We start from the raw sequence: 16401 nt of genomic DNA, 5'->3' as shown, positions 1-16401 counted from the left end.
TATAAGTACGGGCGTGCCGCAATATTTTCTATGAAAATGGTAAGTCAAGGGCGAGCGGCTATGTTTGATGCTCAATGACAAAGAGCCTCCAGCCTATTGCCTGAACAACCCGTGGGAGTAGTCACGTATAAACACTTTATACTCAGCCGTTATCCATGCAGAAATTAATATCAATTATTATCCCAAATTATAACGGCGCTCAAACCATCGGTAATTGTATTGAAGCCGCTTTCGCTTCGGATTATCAAAACTTCGAGATCGTTGTGGTTGACGATTGCTCGGATGATGATTCCGTGTCGGTGATCCGCAACTATCCCTGTAAACTCTTTGAGCTCAAGCAAAGGTCCGGGGCTTCTACGGCAAGAAACACCGGGGCAAGGGAAAGCTCCGGCGATATTCTTTTTTTTATTGATGCTGATTGTCTTCTTGAGAAAAATGCATTGTCACTTGCCGCCAAAAGCCTGGAAGAAAACGGCCCGGGCACAATAATCGGCGGAACCTACACAGAGCTTCCCTTTGACAATGGATTTTTTAGCACTTTTCAGTCGGTTTTCATCCATTATTCCGAAGTAAAGCATTTGCATAACCCGGATTATGTCGCCACCCACGCCCTGATCATGGATGCAGGAGAATTTATGAAATCCGGGGGATTTCCAGAGGAATTCATGCCGATTCTAGAAGACGTGGAATACAGTCACAGGATGCGGCGCGGGGGATATAGATTACTGATGCAGCCGGATATCCTTGTGCGTCATGTATTTAATTTTTCCCTGGGCAAATCTCTCCGCAACGCGATCAGGAAGTCCTTATACTGGACGGCTTATTCCCTGAAGAATAAAGACCTTTTTCATGATTCCGGCACCGCTTCGGTTGAATTGAAGGCCAATGTATTTTCCTGTGCCCTGGGGATTATCCTGCTCCTGCTGAGCTTTGCTTTACAGGATGCGGCCTACCTCTTTGTTCTGGTTTTAGTTGTTATTGTGAACATGTATGTGAGCCGGAATCTTTTTGCGGCTTTTTTCAGGAATATGGGGTTCAGCTCATGCCTGCTGGCAATAGTCTACTATTCATCCCTCTACGCATTTGCGGTGGGGCTTGGGGTCAGCGCAGGCTTTATGAAATATTTTAGCGGGGATACAACTTGATGTATTCCCCATTCAGACACCTTGGCTCCCTGTTTTGGAAGTGCAAGCCTATTCAGCTCACATTTTTCCTGACCAGACGGTGCAATGCCCGGTGCCCCTTTTGCTTTTATCTTTCCAGGGAGGAGGACGCCTCTCCTCGATCAGAGGAGTTGACTCTTGCCGAGATAGAGAAGGTTTCTTTCTCCATGGGCAAGCTTCTCTGGTTGGCTTTTTCGGGGGGAGAGATATTTCTTCGTAATGATCTGGTGGAGATCACCAGGGTCTTCTATAAGAATAATCAGCCGGCAATCATCCTCTTTCCAACCAATGCGTTGCTTACGGGAATTATTCACGAGAGAATCGAAGCAATACTCAAGGCCTGCCCGCAGAGCAGTATCGTCGTTAAATTGTCCCTGGATGGCCCCGAAGAAGTGCATGATGCCATAAGGGGCGTTCCTGGAGCCTACCGGAAGGTGCTTGCCACCTATGAAGCCCTGGGCCCTCTATTGGATAAATATTCCAACTTCGATCTGGGAATCAATACGGTCTTCTGTTCGGAAAATCAGGATTACGTTGATCAGACCATAGATTTTGTAAGCGGTCTTGGGAAGATCAGGACCCATACGGTGTCATTGATTCGCGGTGATGTGTCCGACGACAAACTCAAGCAGGTCGATCTTGAGAAATATCATCGAACGATCAACCGGATGGAAGCCGATCTTAAAGGCCGGAAAGCCCCTGTTTATGGATTTTCCGGCGCCCGGCTCAAGGCGGCCCAGGATATTCTTCAGCGGCGGATGATTTATCAAACCGCCCGGCAAAACAGGCAACTGCTGCCTTGTTTTGCCGGGAAGATAAACCTCGTGCTTTCGGAAACAGGCGAGCTTTATCCCTGCGAGTCTTTCAATATGCCCCTGGGGAACGTCCGGGATCATGGATATGATCTGCTCAATATGCTGAAAACCGACCGGGCAAGGGATACCATCAGGTCCATTGCCAAGAACCGCTGTTTCTGCACCCATGAGTGCTACATCATGACCAATATTCTCTTTAATCCCATGAAAGCCCCACAGTTGATCAAGGAATATCTGCAGCTTTGAAATGAAGTAAAAAAAGAGTTTATCAGTCTCAATGCAAAGATGAAACCACGGTCTTCAGAGGGTCAGTTTTGAGTTTTGAGGGATGTTGTTTTCAAGGGACAGAGGCAGAAGGCAGAAGAGGAAAAAACTTTAAATACAAATTGTCATCGAATAAAGCTGGCGATATGGGGTCTGTCGTTGACTTTCCAGACCAGGAAAATGACCTCGGCCCCGAGCGTTTTCTGTGACGCCTGAAATTTCTGCCAAACTGTCTTTCAGCGGTGCTTTCTGAAGACGTTTCTCTGCACGGTCAGCCAGAAAAGGCTTTTAACGCCGATCAGAGCCGCCCTGATATCGTTCATGCTGCGAAGTTTCAAGAATCGTTTAATGAGGTAGCCAGGCCTGGAATAGAACCGTTTGAAGGCAATCTGGCGAAGCTCGGAGATTTGATCCCGGGTCATGGTGAATGGCACAAAAGCAGCGCCCTGATAAGTGTAATCAGAAAGCTCCTCCGACATGGTGCCGTATTTATCAATATTGTCGTATAGTTCGGTGCCTGGAAATGGAGTGATTGCATGGAAATTGGCAATGTCAGGATCGAGTTTACAGGCAAATTCGATGGATTGCAGCCCTTCCTCAAAGGTCTGTCCGGGAATGCCGAATAGAAAAGGCGTATACACGGTGATCCCCGCTTTTTTGGCGGCCCGCACCGCCTTGGTGATCATTGCCGGGGTCGTGCCTTTTTTAATGGTATTGAGGTTTTTCTGGACGCCGCTTTCAGCGCCAAGGAGTATTGCCCAGCAGCCGGCCTTTTTGAAGGCCCGTAACAGGGGCTCATCCACTTGATTGACGCAGGCGGAAGCAAACCAGGTGAAATCGAGTTTGCGTTTTACTATTTCGTCGGCTATTGCCATGGCCCGGTCATAGTCGGCCGCCAGTGTATCGTCAATGAATTTAATTTCCCGGTATCCTTGCGCGAGACACAGTTCAACTTCTTGCATGACATTTTCTACGCTCCGGAAGCGAACCCCGCTTTTTCGGGATTTATCAATCTGAAAACAGTAAATGCACTTGTTGTAACAGCCGCGGGCGGTCATAATAACCGCGACGGGTTTTCTTTTATAGGTTGCCGGCGGCGGGATGTATTGCATTCCATCACCGAGCAGCTCACGTGCCGGTATGGGCAGGGAGTCTAAATTATCGATCAGTGGCCGGGGAGGGTTGGTTTTTATTTTGTCATTTTCCCGGTAAGCAAGTCCGAGAATGCCTGAAAGCCCTTGACGATTTTGCAGCGAGTCAAGCAGCTCAACCACGGTGATTTCGCCTTCACCAGTCACAACAGCATCGATGGCAGCACATTGTTCCAGGCAGTTTTCTTTAAGCGCAATGGGGTAGGGGCCGCCCACCGCAATAAAGGTCGCAGGCAATAGTTTTCTGATGGATTGCGCCGCATCACAGGCTTTGTTCCAGCCGAAGGTGGTTGAATACAGGCCGACGAAATCAGGCCTGGATTGGTCCAGTGCGGAAAAGATTTCGTCATTGGTCATGAAGGCGCCGTTTAGGAACTCAACTTCATGGCCGGCCTGTTTTACAGCTGCGGCAACATAAAGAGTCCCCAGGGGCTGCCAGTAATTGATCTGGGAACCTGCGGTTTTCTGAGAAAAAATTTCTTCAGGAATCCAGGAGGGGATGACAAGGGCACACTTCATTGGATCGGAGCGTTTTTGAGAATGTTTCTGGCGGTTTCTATGCCTGATTCAAGGGCGTGATCCATATTGTAATATTTAAATTTACCGCCGCGACCAACCAGGTGCAGGTTGCTGAATGTGCTGAGATAGTCGAGAATTTTTTCATAGTGAGCCTGGTAGCCGATCTCAAAGATGGGATATGCATTTTTAGCGCGGATTACGCAGAAATCAAGAACATCTTCTTTACGTATAAAGTTAAGTTGAATGAGATTTTCTGCTGTAATGTCACGGAGTTCTTCATCGGTTGCACCCCATATTTTGTCTCCGGCAAAACAGAAATATTCGGCAACGATCGAGGTTTTACCTTTTGGCGACATGTGGGGACTCCAGTTCTTGGGCTCATGGATTCTGCCAAGCGGGATGTCTTTTTCTGGAAGGTACATCCAGGTGAGATCAGTGATCCTTTCGCGGTTCAGCATCAGGGTAACAATAACCAGATCACGAAATTTGAGTTGATTACAGGCATCAATAATTTCCTGGGGCGGCCCCGGGTCCAGCATTTTGACCAGAGAAGTAAGAGGAATACTTGATACAAATTCCGAACCATGCTGCTCGTATGTATGACTGTTGACCGCGACAACGCTTTGAATGGTGTTATCGGCATGACGAATTTTAGTAACCCGGGTTTTGGTTTCCACCGAGTTGATTATTTCGATAGATTCTTTCATGCGATCGGAGATCTCGCCGATTCCCAAAAGGGGATAGTAAAATCTATCGGTGAGTGTCGGAATATCCCTGCCGCTGAACTTAAAAAAGGCATTTTTGATGGCTTTGCCGAGAGAAAGCCCGTCAATGCGCTGGGCTACCCACTCCATGCTTATCTGGTCGCATTCGAGTCCCCAGACCTTTTCAGTATATTCCTTGAAATACAGGTCGAACATTTTACGGCCAAAGCGATGAACCACCCAGTCTTCAAGAGAAACCAGCTCTTTATCATGAAAGAAATTATTGACCCGTTGAGCAAAATAATCCCAGAGAATTTCGCAGGTGATGCCGAGACCCAGGCCGAAGGTGGCGTTTAGCGGTTTCAGGGGATAATCAAAATACTTGCGGCGCATGTAAATTTTGCTTTTCCGGGGAACATCAAGGACATCATCTTTAAGAAGGGCGAGGACAAATTGCTCAAGCTCCTTTTTTTTCGTGAGAAATCGATGTCCACCAAGGTCAAAGAGGAAACCGTTATGGGATACTGTCTGAGAAAGACCGCCGACATTGTTACCGCTTTCAAGAACCGAAACCTTTTTGCCGGCGGCAGACAACATGAATCCTGTCGCAAGTCCGGAGAGGCCGCCGCCAAGGATTACGGTATGGTTTTGGCTTGTTTTGTTCGTGCATTGACTCATCAGTAAATTACCGGGTTTATGCTTGAACGCAAAAGTCTAATGGTCTGCATAGGATGCCGTTACAGTTTTGAGTTCCAATTGTGGTTCCTGTTACACAACTGTCATACTAAATTTAAATGGCAGTTCGCACTATATTTATTAAGAAATGAGAATTGCCCAGAGGGTTTTTCATTGACAGTGAGCAATAATAAAAAAACCTGAGAAGCCGATGTGATCGTGGCTTCTCAGGTTTTTGTTGTTTCATTTTTTCATTACTGTTGTTTTAGCTGGAATCATCAGACAGTAATGAAACGGCAGCCCCCAAAAGGCTGTAACTGTTTAATGTTGTGAGCCGTAGCCACCAGCTGCGGGAGCGCCATAGCCGCCACCACCGCGTGACGGAGCCGGAGCGCCGTAACCACCAGCTGCAGGTGCGCCATAGCCGCCACCATGTGACGGAGCCGGAGCGCCGTAACCACCAGCTGCAGGTGCGCCATAGCCGCCGCCTGCGGGTTCGCCGTAGCCACCGCCTGCCGGAGCGCCGTAGCCACCAGCGTCTTCTGCGCCATAACCGCCACCACCGCCGCTATCACCATGTGCAGCCGCCTGTGGTTTTGGTGTGTGTCCGGATTGACTGTATATTGTCAAAAAGCCTATCATTCCGGCAATTACGAGTAAAATTATAACAAGAGGTGCTCTCATCAGTTAGTTCCCCTCAAAATTTTTATTTTCAGGATATACTGTTATCAACCTTTTTCGATCATCCAGACAAGCTTGCCGCCTTCAGTTGTTTCCGCTGTGATTTCATCGCCTTGCTGATCGAGCATCTGTCTGATTGTCTCACCGGAGGAGGCGTTGTCGAAAATCAACTTCAAGGTGTCGCCTGATTCTATTTTCTGAAGAGATTTTTTGCAATACAGCTGAGGATGGGGGCAGACAAAGCCACATACATCCAGTTCATAGACGCCGTCACTGATTTTATCAAATTTCATTGCCATAATTTATTCTCCTCTTATTAATTATAATTTTTTGACTATTGTATTATTTGCATTAGAAATCAACCATCTCTGAGGCCATTTTCCGTTCAGTCCACCAGTTGAAGAATTTAACGCCAAAGAAGCCGCCGACAACCATTCCAAGTCCAAAGACCCAACCACCCGGATCTCCACCGGCAGCCCGGATGAAGAATGCGCCGATGTTGCAGCCAAGACCGGGACGTGAACCGATTCCCATTAATGTGCCGCCGACAAGGCCCCAGACGATGAGCTCGCCCTTTGGTGGTTTAAATTTAAATTCATTGTTCAGAAGTGCAAGAATCATGGCACCGAAGATGATGCCGATTGACATCCACAATGCAGGATTCCTCCAGAGTTCGGGCAGACCGTTTACCACGCCGAAGAAAACCGAGTCCCGAACGTTATATCCAAGTTTGTCGAGAATCCAGCCGGCAAATTGTGCTTCCTGGGTGGTGATATACCAGTATCCCGGATCAAATACATTACCGAAGGCACCTACGTCTGATCCATGACCCATTTGGGTAAGCAACTGACCGAAGTTGGTGACATGGTATTTCATCTGCATGCCTTTCATTACAAAGATATGAAGACCAGCGGTGCAGCCGATGATCACACCCATGATTGTGGTTCGGGTTGATGCGGTGATCATCGACCAGATGCCCTCAAACTGAACGCCTATACCGGAAAGAGCCAATTGATTGTCCGGATTTTTTTTGTTGTGACGTTGCCTTTTACTTATGAAAGGTTTCTTGCTGTAGAAAACGTAGATTATCACAATGAGCAGCAATGCCGGGATAATTGAATTGATCAATGAGTCCGCGATGAAATATTTTGCAACGCCCATGTCCTTGAATGTAGCAGTTTTGGACAACTGAGTTGTCGGCTGATCAAAAATAAAACCGGTCAGATAATAATCAAACCATGATACAACTTTATCTTTCGGTACCCATGCTTTGGACGTTGAAGATTCAATCCATGCCTGGGGAACCCATGATTTATTCCCGACGGTCACAAAAAACGCCTGACCAAAGGAAATACCCATGATGGACAAAATAGAGGTGCCGTTTCCTTCACCGATTTTGTAGAGGGAGCCGGAAGCGCAACCACCGGCGAGAACCATGCCTACACCGAAGATTAATCCGGCGATTATAGTCTGAATTCCCATGGGTGCCGGATGAAATGTACTCATGTTGGTAGCCATGAGTACCGCCTGAATAACACTGAAGAACATCAATGCCACCAGAATACCCACCGCCATCCTTGGAACACCGGCGGCAAAAAGATCACGGGAGGCTGAAGCAAAGCAGAACCTGCCGTACTGGAGCATCAGTCCGTATGCAACCCCGAACCAGATGTAGACGTTCAAATACATGTAGTTGTTGTCTGCCATGGCATACAAAGCCGTTATCAGCAGAAGTGCGCCAGTAACAATAAATGCCGCAGTTGTATTCTTATTCTCTTCCATGCAGCCCCTCCTCCCTCAATATGTTTAATCTTAAATTATTTACAGGCTCCCCAAGCTTGACCTTACAAAAAATAATGTTAAGAAACCCCAAAATGAACGTTTATTCATTTTAGTAATTTAGGTTCTATAATTTGTCGTCTGTTAAATGTCAAGGAAATTTCTAACCACTTGAATGTGTTAGTAATTAATTAAATTCTTTATCTCCGGGCGCGTTGACAGTGCTGAGAAAAGCATTCAAACAGACTGACAGTACTCTTGCAGGCCGGATACTACTTTGTGGTATTATGAATTTATCGTAATGTTTTTTTGGGCAACAAATTTTTTTTTAGAAACCACCACCGGCGGAAAAAACACAATATCAATAATATATATGGCTTATTGTTTTGCTGCGGAATATCCCGCTGTCTTTTGTGAAAGACCGGCTGTAGGTGTAGCTTGACAGAGAGGGAATTATTCCTTCCGGGATCTCCGGGTCGGTTGAATCGGAGAGGATGACCAGGGCGTCGTAACGGCGGGCGACGGCATGATCCATATATGGGGATGGCAAGGAGTACTCCCAGGTAAAGCGCAAGGATGATTTTTCAACCTGTTGCAGGGTTACTCCTGGGTCTGTACCCCCGAGAGAGTATATTTCCTTGTTTGCATGATAATCAAGCAACGGGATGTAGACGGCTGGATTGATCAGGGGTCTCTCAGCAGTGAGTGTATAGACGCCCACGGTTTCAGCTTCTAACGTGTCAATAAAAGCAGCGGTTTCCTGTATATTGGAAACGCTCATGGATTTGAGAAAGGGAAGGAAGCCGGCAAGCGCGATAACCAGTGAAGAATTAATGATACAGAGAACCAGAAAATTCTTGCAGTCCTTCAGATTGATATATTTCAACCCGTAAGAGGCCATCAATGCCACCATTGGAAAGAGTGGCAGGGTGTATCGTATCCTTTTTAACTGCATGATAAAAAGCAACAAAATTACCAGGTAGCAGATCACGGCGTAACGTAAATCTTTTTTTCTTGCCGCAGTAAAGACAGAATAAACGGCTCCGGCCGAAATAAAGGGATGAATCTGGAATAAAAAAGTTGAAGCAAGGCTTTCGCTCCAGCGTTTGAGACCTGGTTTCTGGTATTGAATGAGAAAATCGATCTGGTTCTGCATTATTTCAAAGTGATACAGTCCGAGAATGCTGATCAGCAATAAAGCCAGAAGGGCTACGGCAAAAGATCGTTTCAGGGTGGGAATGGCTGCCGGTTTAAGGTGTGTCAGGCTGATGATTGCCAAAGACGTGAGCAAAACCCAGGCGGAATATTTCGCATAAAAAGCACAGAAGAAGGCGGCGGCGGCAAGAATGATGCGCCACGATCCTCCCTTGGTTACGGCGAGAAGGAAGGTGTAGATGCTCAACAGCACGAAGAACATAGTGGGTATGTCTGCGAGCATCAATGGCGTCTGGGTATACAAATAAGGGAAGCCAAGAAGCAGGAGACCTGCGTACCAGCCGACTTCTTCATCCCACAAGGTTTTGCCCAACAGGTACGTTACAACCACGGTTGCGGAATAGAAAAATGTTGTGAGGACCTGAATCGCGATCCGAGATTCACCAAAAACTGTAAAAATCAGCCCGTATAAAAATGAGACCAACGGCAGATCTGTCCATGTGAAGATGGAATATCCCCATTGGGAAAAAAAAGATTTAATTCCGTATTGGCTGAGATGTTTTGCCTGGGAAAAGTAACGAACGGTATCAATGATGACTTCCGGTTCCTGCCAGAAAAGAGAGGCCAGAAGAAAAGAAAGGGCGAAAAGCACAAACGGTTTCCGGGGTGTTGAAATTTTAAGAATGGAACGCCGGGAGAAAGCGTAAGCAAGTGCTATTGCCATAACAAAGCTTATAAAGAATACAGGAAGGTTCACATCTTGGTACACCCATTTCCAGCTTGTCAGTCGGTTGTCATCCGCAAAACGGTTGAGATACAGAATGAGAGGAGTGAGAAGTGCCAGGAAGCCGATAATCAGATTATAGTCGCGGCTTTCAAGTTCGGATTGAGGCATTAGATATCCAGTGCTTAAAGGTGTCGGGAAGAATTATCAAAATATAACCGGAATGTTGTGAATCGCAAAGAGAGGCCCTGTAAATTCATCTCATGGGGATTCTTCATCCCTGATGAAGAACATGATGTTACATTTCCTTTGACAATTTAATAAGGCGAATATTTTTATTTAATGAAAAGTGCAGGTCTTGCTGTATCATTTTTAAGAGGGCAAAGCAATAATCATGGGGAGCGGTGTTTTGGTGGACACCCATCCGCAAGTGAAAGTTTTCCGATCTGAGGGGACAAATTTTATTTTCCCCTTCAATATGTAAGAAAATTAAATCTGTTTCTCGAATTGACATTTCTATAACCAGCGGAAATAAGACAATAATAAGGAAGCCTATGGAAGACTCAAAAACACTGCGATTACTGGTTGAAGGGATAGTCTGCACCGGTTGCGCCCAGGATATGGAGACTGTTTTAAAGGATACTGAAGGGATACTGGATGTATCAGTGGATTATGCCGAGGGCACAATCACCATGGAATATGAACCCGATGAGATCAGCGAGAAAGAACTTTTCATCAAGGTGCGAAAATTTGGTTTTAATACCAAAATTATCTAGGTATGCTGGAATTGATAATTGTTTTTTTTCATACACAGCGGCGCATTTCTGAGAAGAGGTTAAAAAAAGCATAAATGGAATCGATATCAGGTTTCAGAAAACATATCTCTCTGTCCAATGATCAGCTTCTCCAAAAGGATGAAATTATTGTTATCGTTGATGATGATCCCGGCATCAGGGAGCCTTTGCGCCTGTACCTTGAAGAGCAGGGTCTGCCGGTAGACGCAACCGCAAGCGCAGCCAATCTTTTGCAGATCCTGCACTATAAAAAAGTTGCGCTCATTCTTCTCGATATCGGCCTGCCGGATATTGATGGTGTCTCGCTTCTTCCCAAAATAGTTGAGGAGTATCCCGATGTTGCGGTAATCATGCTCTCCGGCGTCAGTGATCTTCATATCGCCATGGAATGCATTCGTAAAGGTGCAGATGATTATCTGTCTAAACCTTCGCAACTCCATGAAATTTTCTTTGTCGTCAAAAAAACCCTGGAAAAAAGACGGTTGATTTTTGAGAACCGCAAATATCAGCAAGACCTTGAAAAGGCCCATTTCCGCATCCATCTGCTGCATCAGCTCTCCCTGAAGATGAATACCGCCTATCTCAGCACCATAGAGCTTGACGGGATTCTGCAGGCCATTCTGGTCGGTATAACGGCAAACGAAGGTTTGCGTTTCAACCGGGCGTTTCTTGCCTTGTTTGATGAAGAAGGCAAGGTTCTGGCTGGGCGCATGGCAATCGGTCCAAATTGCCGCAGCGAGGCCGGAAAGGTCTGGTCGGAAATTGAGCAGCGGGAACTGAGTTTCATGCAGATTATAAAAAATCTCAGGAAAGACTGTGACATGGAAGACCGGGAAGTAAACCGGCTGGTCAAATCCATCAGAGTGCATATATCAAACAGCGAAAACATACTTATCAAGTCAGCTCAGGAACGGCGAAGTATCAAGGTAAGCAGTGAAAACGGCTGCCTTCCTGTGCCGTATGAAAGAAGAAAAGTATACGGTCTGGATGGGGAAGAGGCCTTCACGATTAATGGCGATCGGCGCAGGAAGGCAACAGAGGATATCTTTTTGCCCGTCCCCCATGAGCTTATCGCACTCCTGGGAGAAGATTCATTTGTCGTGGTGCCGCTTTTTTCACCCAGCAAGGCGTTCGGGGTAATAATCGCCGATAATTTCGTTACCCGCGAGCCCCTGGCCGATGGCCTGATAAATTCCCTTGAGCTTTTTGCCAGCCAGGCAAGTCTGGCAATTGAACACAGCCATCTCTACATGGAGATGCAAAAGAAAATCTCCGAGCTTGAGGCATTGAACCACGAACTGGATATCAACAAGGACCTCCTTGTTGAGGCCGAACGCTACGCCGCCCTCGGTCATATGGCGGCGCAGCTGGTGCACGCCATCAGAAATCCCATAACCTCCATCGGCGGCGTTTCGCGGATTCTGTCAAAAAAGACCACGGACGTGGAGTGGCAGAAGTATCTTAATGTCGTGATAAAAGAGACCGACAGGCTTGAGTCCACCCTGGAAGACCTCTTTGATTTCGTTTCAACCACGGAATACAAAAAAGAACGTGTGCCGCTTAATTCGTTGATAGAAAAGACCGTACTGCTCGTTCATAATAATATGGTCAAACAAGGCATCGAGTGTAAATTTGATTTTCCTGGAACGGAACTGATGATCAATGCGGACCGGCATGGCATGCAGCAGGTTGTCCTGCATCTGGTGCGCAATGCCGTTGAGGCTATGCCTGACGGCGGACAAATGTCAATCTCTGCCCATCCACAGGACGCTAATATTGTCATCACAATCATTGATTCGGGGCTTGGAATCAACAAGGACAATATTGAAAGAGCCAAGGATCCATTTTTTACCACCAAGACCTACGGCACGGGAATGGGTCTGACCATGGTTGACAGGGTAATAAAGGGTCATGGCGGGAAATTTTTGTTGTCCACCCGGGAGGGCGGGGGTACGGAAGCCAAGGTTATACTTCCCGTCTCATAACTTCTCTGCCTCAATTGCGCGTTTTATGTTTTGGAAAAGTGAAAATCGCTCAATTGGGGTTTATTATTTCTCAAACTAAAGTATTCCGATGAAAATAGGCGATCTTTTCCCCATCAAGGGTGCAGTGTCAGATCGGCAGGCGCCGGTAACGGCAAATAAGCCCGCGGTCAATGCCCTGGGTGAAATGAAACTTGTGCCGGGGCAGGTACTCAAGGGCACGGTTCTATCCTCAACCGCCGATGGCAAAACCTTCCTTGATATTAACGGTAAGATCATTGCAGCCAGCAGCAGGGTACCATTGCCGGTTGGTGGCGATGTCTGGCTTGAAGTTCAACAGACCGGCACGACTCCATGGTTTTCCCTTGCAGGAAAAAAGGGTGCGGCCCTGGAGTTTCTGCGGCTGGTGATGGCGGATGGCTCTTCCATCGGCAAAGCCATCGGGGATTTATCCCAGCAGGGAGCAAATACTCATTTTCCTGACTCCATCCTCAATAAATTCCAGTCATTTTTTCAACAATTCAGTGAAGGCGCCATTGGCGACAAGGCAGATCAGGATCAATTGATCCGGGTAATTTCCTGGCTGAATAAAGGTAGCCTGTATCAAGGGAAATCCGGCGGCCGCCAAATGCATATCGGGCAGTTGATTGAGGAGCTGGCCGCAGCCCTCTCCGGAAGCGGTTTAAACGAGCCGGGAAATAATAATGCTGCGGGATTGAAAAAACTTGCCGGTATGTTCGAGCAGCTCCATGTCTTTAATGCTCAGGAGCCAAGCCAGGGCAAACAGCCGGTGATGCTCTATCCCTTCTGGTTTGCATCGGGAGGCGGCTGGGGCGAATGGCTGTTCAGCGCAGAGGATTATAACCAGTCGACCGGCCAGGAAAGCAACAGCGGATATTCGCTGCAGTTTTTTATGAATATGAGCCGGATCGGCCAGGTCTCAATGAAAGTCCACCTGCAGGATAAACAATTAAGCGGCGAACTGTATGTGGCTGATCAAGGAATCAGGGATTTCATTGTCAAGGGGCTCCCGGAACTCAGGGAGATGTTAGAGAGCTACGGATTCAGTCCGGTAGATATTCACTGCAGCACCAGCAGGGAAAACCTGGTCCAACTGATCAAAGAAAGTATTCAGGAAAAAATTGGCCTTGAATCGTATGCTGTTCTTGATATCAGAGCATAGTCCTGATCCTTCGGTATGATTGATCGAGGTTATCTTTTTTCCCGGAACCAGGAAATGCACGCCCCGAGCATGCCTAAGGACGCGGCGGCCTGAAATGATTTTTTCAAAGACAGCATGAAGGCCTCGATCTGGGCGCCGGAAAAGTCTTTCATGTCGAGCCCGGATGTGTGCCTGCTGAAATAATAAGAAAACACCAGACTTGATAAAGCGATTCCCAGAAGCATTCCAAGGTTCCGGGCGGTTGCCAGAAGGGCCGCTGAAATGCCGTTATGTTTTTTGTGAACGCGGCCGAGAACCGAGGCGCTGTTCGGCGAAAGAAACATTGCCTGGCCAAAGCCCAGCAAGGCCAGTTTCATCACTACCTCCAGCTGCGAAGAATGACTTGTCAGCCCTGACAATAAAAAGACTCCAAGCGTTGAAAGCAGAAGGCCGCAGGTGGTGAGATATTTCTCACCGAAATGATCGTATAGCCAGCCCGCAAGGGGAGCCACAATCATTACTGCAAGCGGGACCGCCATCATCACCAGACCGATGCCTGAACCCTTTAACCCAAGGATATTGGCCAGGTAAAAAGGGGTGAGCATGATCGCCGCAAAAAGCACCAGAAAGGAGAGCGCGGCGCTGGTTATGCCCACGGTGAAATAGCGTTTGGTGAAAAATAAAAGAGGCAAAATCGGCGCGGCCGCCCTTGATTCAATCACTCCGAAAAGGATCAGGGCAATAAATGCAACCGCCAGAGGAATGCCCAAAAAAAGAACGTTTCGCTCCGGGGAGGCTGCATGGGAAAGGGCAAGGGAGAGGGAGGTGAGCAGTATTGCCCATGCAAGTGCCCCGGGCCAGTCGAAAGGCGCCGTGGTTTTTTGAACTTCGGAATGCGGCGGCAGGACAATCCTGGCAAAGATGAAAAAAAACAGGCCTACGGGAACTGTGCAAAAGAAAATGGAACGCCAGGAAAACAGGTCAATGAGAAAACCGGAAAGCGGCGGGCCGGTCATCAGGCCCAATGATACGGCAATTCCGATGAAACCAAGGCTTCTGCCCAGTTGGTGCGGCGGAAAGGTTTCGCGGATTATCGCCGGGCCCGTTGACATCATCATCGAGGCGCCCAGGGCCTGCAGGAAACGGGAGATGATCAGCATTGAAAGATTCGTGGAATAGGAACAGGCAAGGGAAGCAAAAGCAAAAATGATCATTCCGGTTGAGTATATTTTTTTTCTGCCGAAGATATCGGAGAGATTTCCCCAGAGCAGCAGGGTGGCGGTGATGGTCAGCAGGTAGATCATCACCACCCATTCGGTCCTGTTCAGAGGACTTGCGAAATCCCGCATGATGGACGGCAGGGCGACATTGACCATGCTGCTGTCCAGGGTTGACATGAAGACCCCCACTGCGACAACGGTGAAGATCTTCCATTTATTGTGCGGCTTGGTTTCCGGATTGTTCAAGATGGGTGACCAGAGAAGACATAGATTAATCGGGTACTTTTTTTCAATCTACAGCATGGCGAACTTTTCTGCAAAAGGATGCATCAGGATTTAATCAGAGAAAGAAAGTGACCGCTCAGGAATTAATTTGATCCAGGGCATTCTGTGCAAGCTCCTGCACGGGAATCTGGCGTATCTCGCCATTCTCATAGAGGCGGATGATGGTATCGTCCGCAAGGAGTTTGCCTAAGAATTTATTTGCAGGTTGCGCCTTGAGGTTGCCGGCAGCCCAGGCGGCAAAACCGCGCACCGTGGGATCTGCAGATTCAAGATAGGGCAGCAGATACTGCACGGGATTTTTTGTGAGGACCATGTCGAGTCTTGTCTGGGCAAGTCTGCCAACCGCCCAGGCAACTCCGCGCTGCTGGATTGGATGTTCCTGGAAATTGCCGTCCTCGCGCATATAGGAGATCGGCATATGGATATATTCCTCGGCAAGGGCGTTGTGATTGCTGATGATCTCGGCCATTGCTTCCGGAGCGCCCCAGCCGATGCCGCCGGATTCGTCGTTCATGCTCCAGATCAGCCGGCGCATCACAACCCTGGCCGCCTCCATATCCTGGTCTGCTAAGCGGGCAACATTGACCCCCATAGCAGAAATCGCATGCCATCGAACCTTTTCAGCAGCGGAACAGATTCCTGAGAAAAGGGTGTGGATTCCGTCCCGCGGAGGATGGGAGCCGAGCTCGGCAAGGATATCGGCCAGAGCATGGGTTTTCAGCATGGAGAAGAGCTTGCGTTTCAGGGATCTTTCGCTCATGACTCACTGAAAACCGGAGCAAGGAAGATCATTCTTCGATGGCAAATTGCGCGATGGTGGTTTTGGGTGGCATGAATTCACCCACCGGAACCAGCTTTTTGTTGAATTTTACGCAATCGACAATAAGGTTCCACAGGGCGTTCATCTCTTTCATTTCACTGTCTGATTCAGGGGTGAAACTGACAAGTTTTTTCTCAATGGCTATTTTCATGGATATGCTCCTGGTAAATATTAAACAGATTCTTTTATCGCCTTGGCAATTCTTTCCCCCAACGCAACACAGCCTTTCAGGTCTTCATGGGTGGGGACATTTTTCACCTTGACGCCGGGATCGATAATCTCAAACTTCATCTCTTCCATGGCATTGTTCAGCAATTTCACCGCCTCGCCGCTCCAGCCGAAGGAACCGAAGGCGGCGCCGATCTTGCCGGAGGGTTTAAGTCCTTTCATGTAGGTCATGATATCGGCCAGGGATGGCAGGATGCCGTTATTCAGGGTGGGCGAGCCAAAGATCACCGCCTTGGCACCCAAGACCTCGGTCATGATATCACTGCGGTGGTTGACCTTG

Annotated in this window: 15 protein-coding genes; 5 read left to right on the top strand and 10 right to left on the bottom strand. The window is 47.8% G+C overall.

Annotation, left to right across the window (positions count from 1 at the left end):
- Positions 1-155 precede the first annotated feature (155 nt).
- Positions 156-1145, top strand: a complete 990-nt coding sequence (locus tag KKE17_00370; GenBank protein MBU1708436.1) for a glycosyltransferase — start codon at positions 156-158, stop codon at positions 1143-1145.
- Entirely contained in the window at positions 1145-2224 is a 1080-nt protein-coding gene (locus KKE17_00365; protein MBU1708435.1) for a radical SAM protein, read from the top strand. The genes KKE17_00370 and KKE17_00365 overlap by 1 nt, the downstream gene beginning before the upstream one ends.
- Before the next feature lie 254 nt (positions 2225-2478).
- Here KKE17_00365 and KKE17_00360 read toward each other — a convergent pair whose 3' ends face one another.
- The 6 genes from KKE17_00360 to KKE17_00335 all read right to left on the bottom strand — a co-directional run bounded on the left by KKE17_00360 (position 2479) and on the right by KKE17_00335 (position 9801).
- On the bottom strand, positions 2479-3912 hold the full coding sequence (locus tag KKE17_00360) for a B12-binding domain-containing radical SAM protein (GenBank protein ID MBU1708434.1): 1434 nt from the start codon (positions 3910-3912) through the stop codon (positions 2479-2481).
- On the bottom strand, positions 3909-5294 hold the full coding sequence (locus KKE17_00355) for an FAD-dependent oxidoreductase (GenBank protein MBU1708433.1): 1386 nt from the start codon (positions 5292-5294) through the stop codon (positions 3909-3911). The genes KKE17_00360 and KKE17_00355 overlap by 4 nt, the downstream gene beginning before the upstream one ends.
- A gap of 318 nt (positions 5295-5612) precedes the next feature.
- Positions 5613-5975, bottom strand: coding sequence for a hypothetical protein (locus tag KKE17_00350; GenBank protein MBU1708432.1), 363 nt, complete (start codon positions 5973-5975; stop codon positions 5613-5615).
- Between the two features lie 44 nt (positions 5976-6019).
- Positions 6020-6271: a sulfurtransferase TusA family protein gene (locus tag KKE17_00345; GenBank protein MBU1708431.1), complete on the bottom strand. Its 252-nt coding sequence runs from the start codon at positions 6269-6271 to the stop codon at positions 6020-6022.
- A gap of 52 nt (positions 6272-6323) precedes the next feature.
- Complete coding sequence (locus KKE17_00340; GenBank protein MBU1708430.1) at positions 6324-7754, bottom strand: YeeE/YedE family protein; 1431 nt, start codon at positions 7752-7754, stop codon at positions 6324-6326.
- 358 nt (positions 7755-8112) lie between these two features.
- Positions 8113-9801 (bottom strand): glycosyltransferase family 39 protein, encoded by a 1689-nt coding sequence (locus KKE17_00335; protein MBU1708429.1) that lies wholly within the window; start codon positions 9799-9801, stop codon positions 8113-8115.
- Between the two features lie 383 nt (positions 9802-10184).
- Between KKE17_00335 and KKE17_00330 the strand changes: the two genes are divergently transcribed.
- The 3 genes from KKE17_00330 (at position 10185) to KKE17_00320 (ending at position 13589) form a co-directional block, all read left to right on the top strand.
- Positions 10185-10406, top strand: coding sequence for a heavy-metal-associated domain-containing protein (locus KKE17_00330; GenBank protein MBU1708428.1), 222 nt, complete (start codon positions 10185-10187; stop codon positions 10404-10406).
- A 74-nt stretch (positions 10407-10480) separates the two neighbouring features.
- Positions 10481-12409 (top strand): response regulator, encoded by a 1929-nt coding sequence (locus KKE17_00325; protein MBU1708427.1) that lies wholly within the window; start codon positions 10481-10483, stop codon positions 12407-12409.
- A gap of 88 nt (positions 12410-12497) precedes the next feature.
- Entirely contained in the window at positions 12498-13589 is a 1092-nt protein-coding gene (locus KKE17_00320) for a flagellar hook-length control protein FliK (GenBank protein MBU1708426.1), read from the top strand.
- A 29-nt stretch (positions 13590-13618) separates the two neighbouring features.
- Here the strand turns inward: KKE17_00320 and KKE17_00315 are convergent, their stop codons facing one another.
- The 4 genes from KKE17_00315 to KKE17_00300 all read right to left on the bottom strand — a co-directional run.
- Positions 13619-15034 (bottom strand): MFS transporter, encoded by a 1416-nt coding sequence (locus KKE17_00315; GenBank protein ID MBU1708425.1) that lies wholly within the window; start codon positions 15032-15034, stop codon positions 13619-13621.
- A gap of 115 nt (positions 15035-15149) precedes the next feature.
- On the bottom strand, positions 15150-15833 hold the full coding sequence (locus KKE17_00310; protein MBU1708424.1) for a HEAT repeat domain-containing protein: 684 nt from the start codon (positions 15831-15833) through the stop codon (positions 15150-15152).
- Between the two features lie 28 nt (positions 15834-15861).
- On the bottom strand, positions 15862-16044 hold the full coding sequence (locus KKE17_00305; protein MBU1708423.1) for a hypothetical protein: 183 nt from the start codon (positions 16042-16044) through the stop codon (positions 15862-15864).
- 20 nt (positions 16045-16064) lie between these two features.
- Positions 16065-16401: FprA family A-type flavoprotein (locus tag KKE17_00300; protein ID MBU1708422.1), on the bottom strand; the 337-nt coding region annotated here is incomplete at its 5' end.

The sequence above is a fragment of the Pseudomonadota bacterium genome, assembly GCA_018823135.1.
GTDB lineage: Bacteria > Desulfobacterota > Desulfobulbia > Desulfobulbales > CALZHT01 > JAHJJF01.
Note: the sequence above shows the minus strand (reverse complement) of the source record. Positions and strands in the feature narration are given on the sequence as shown.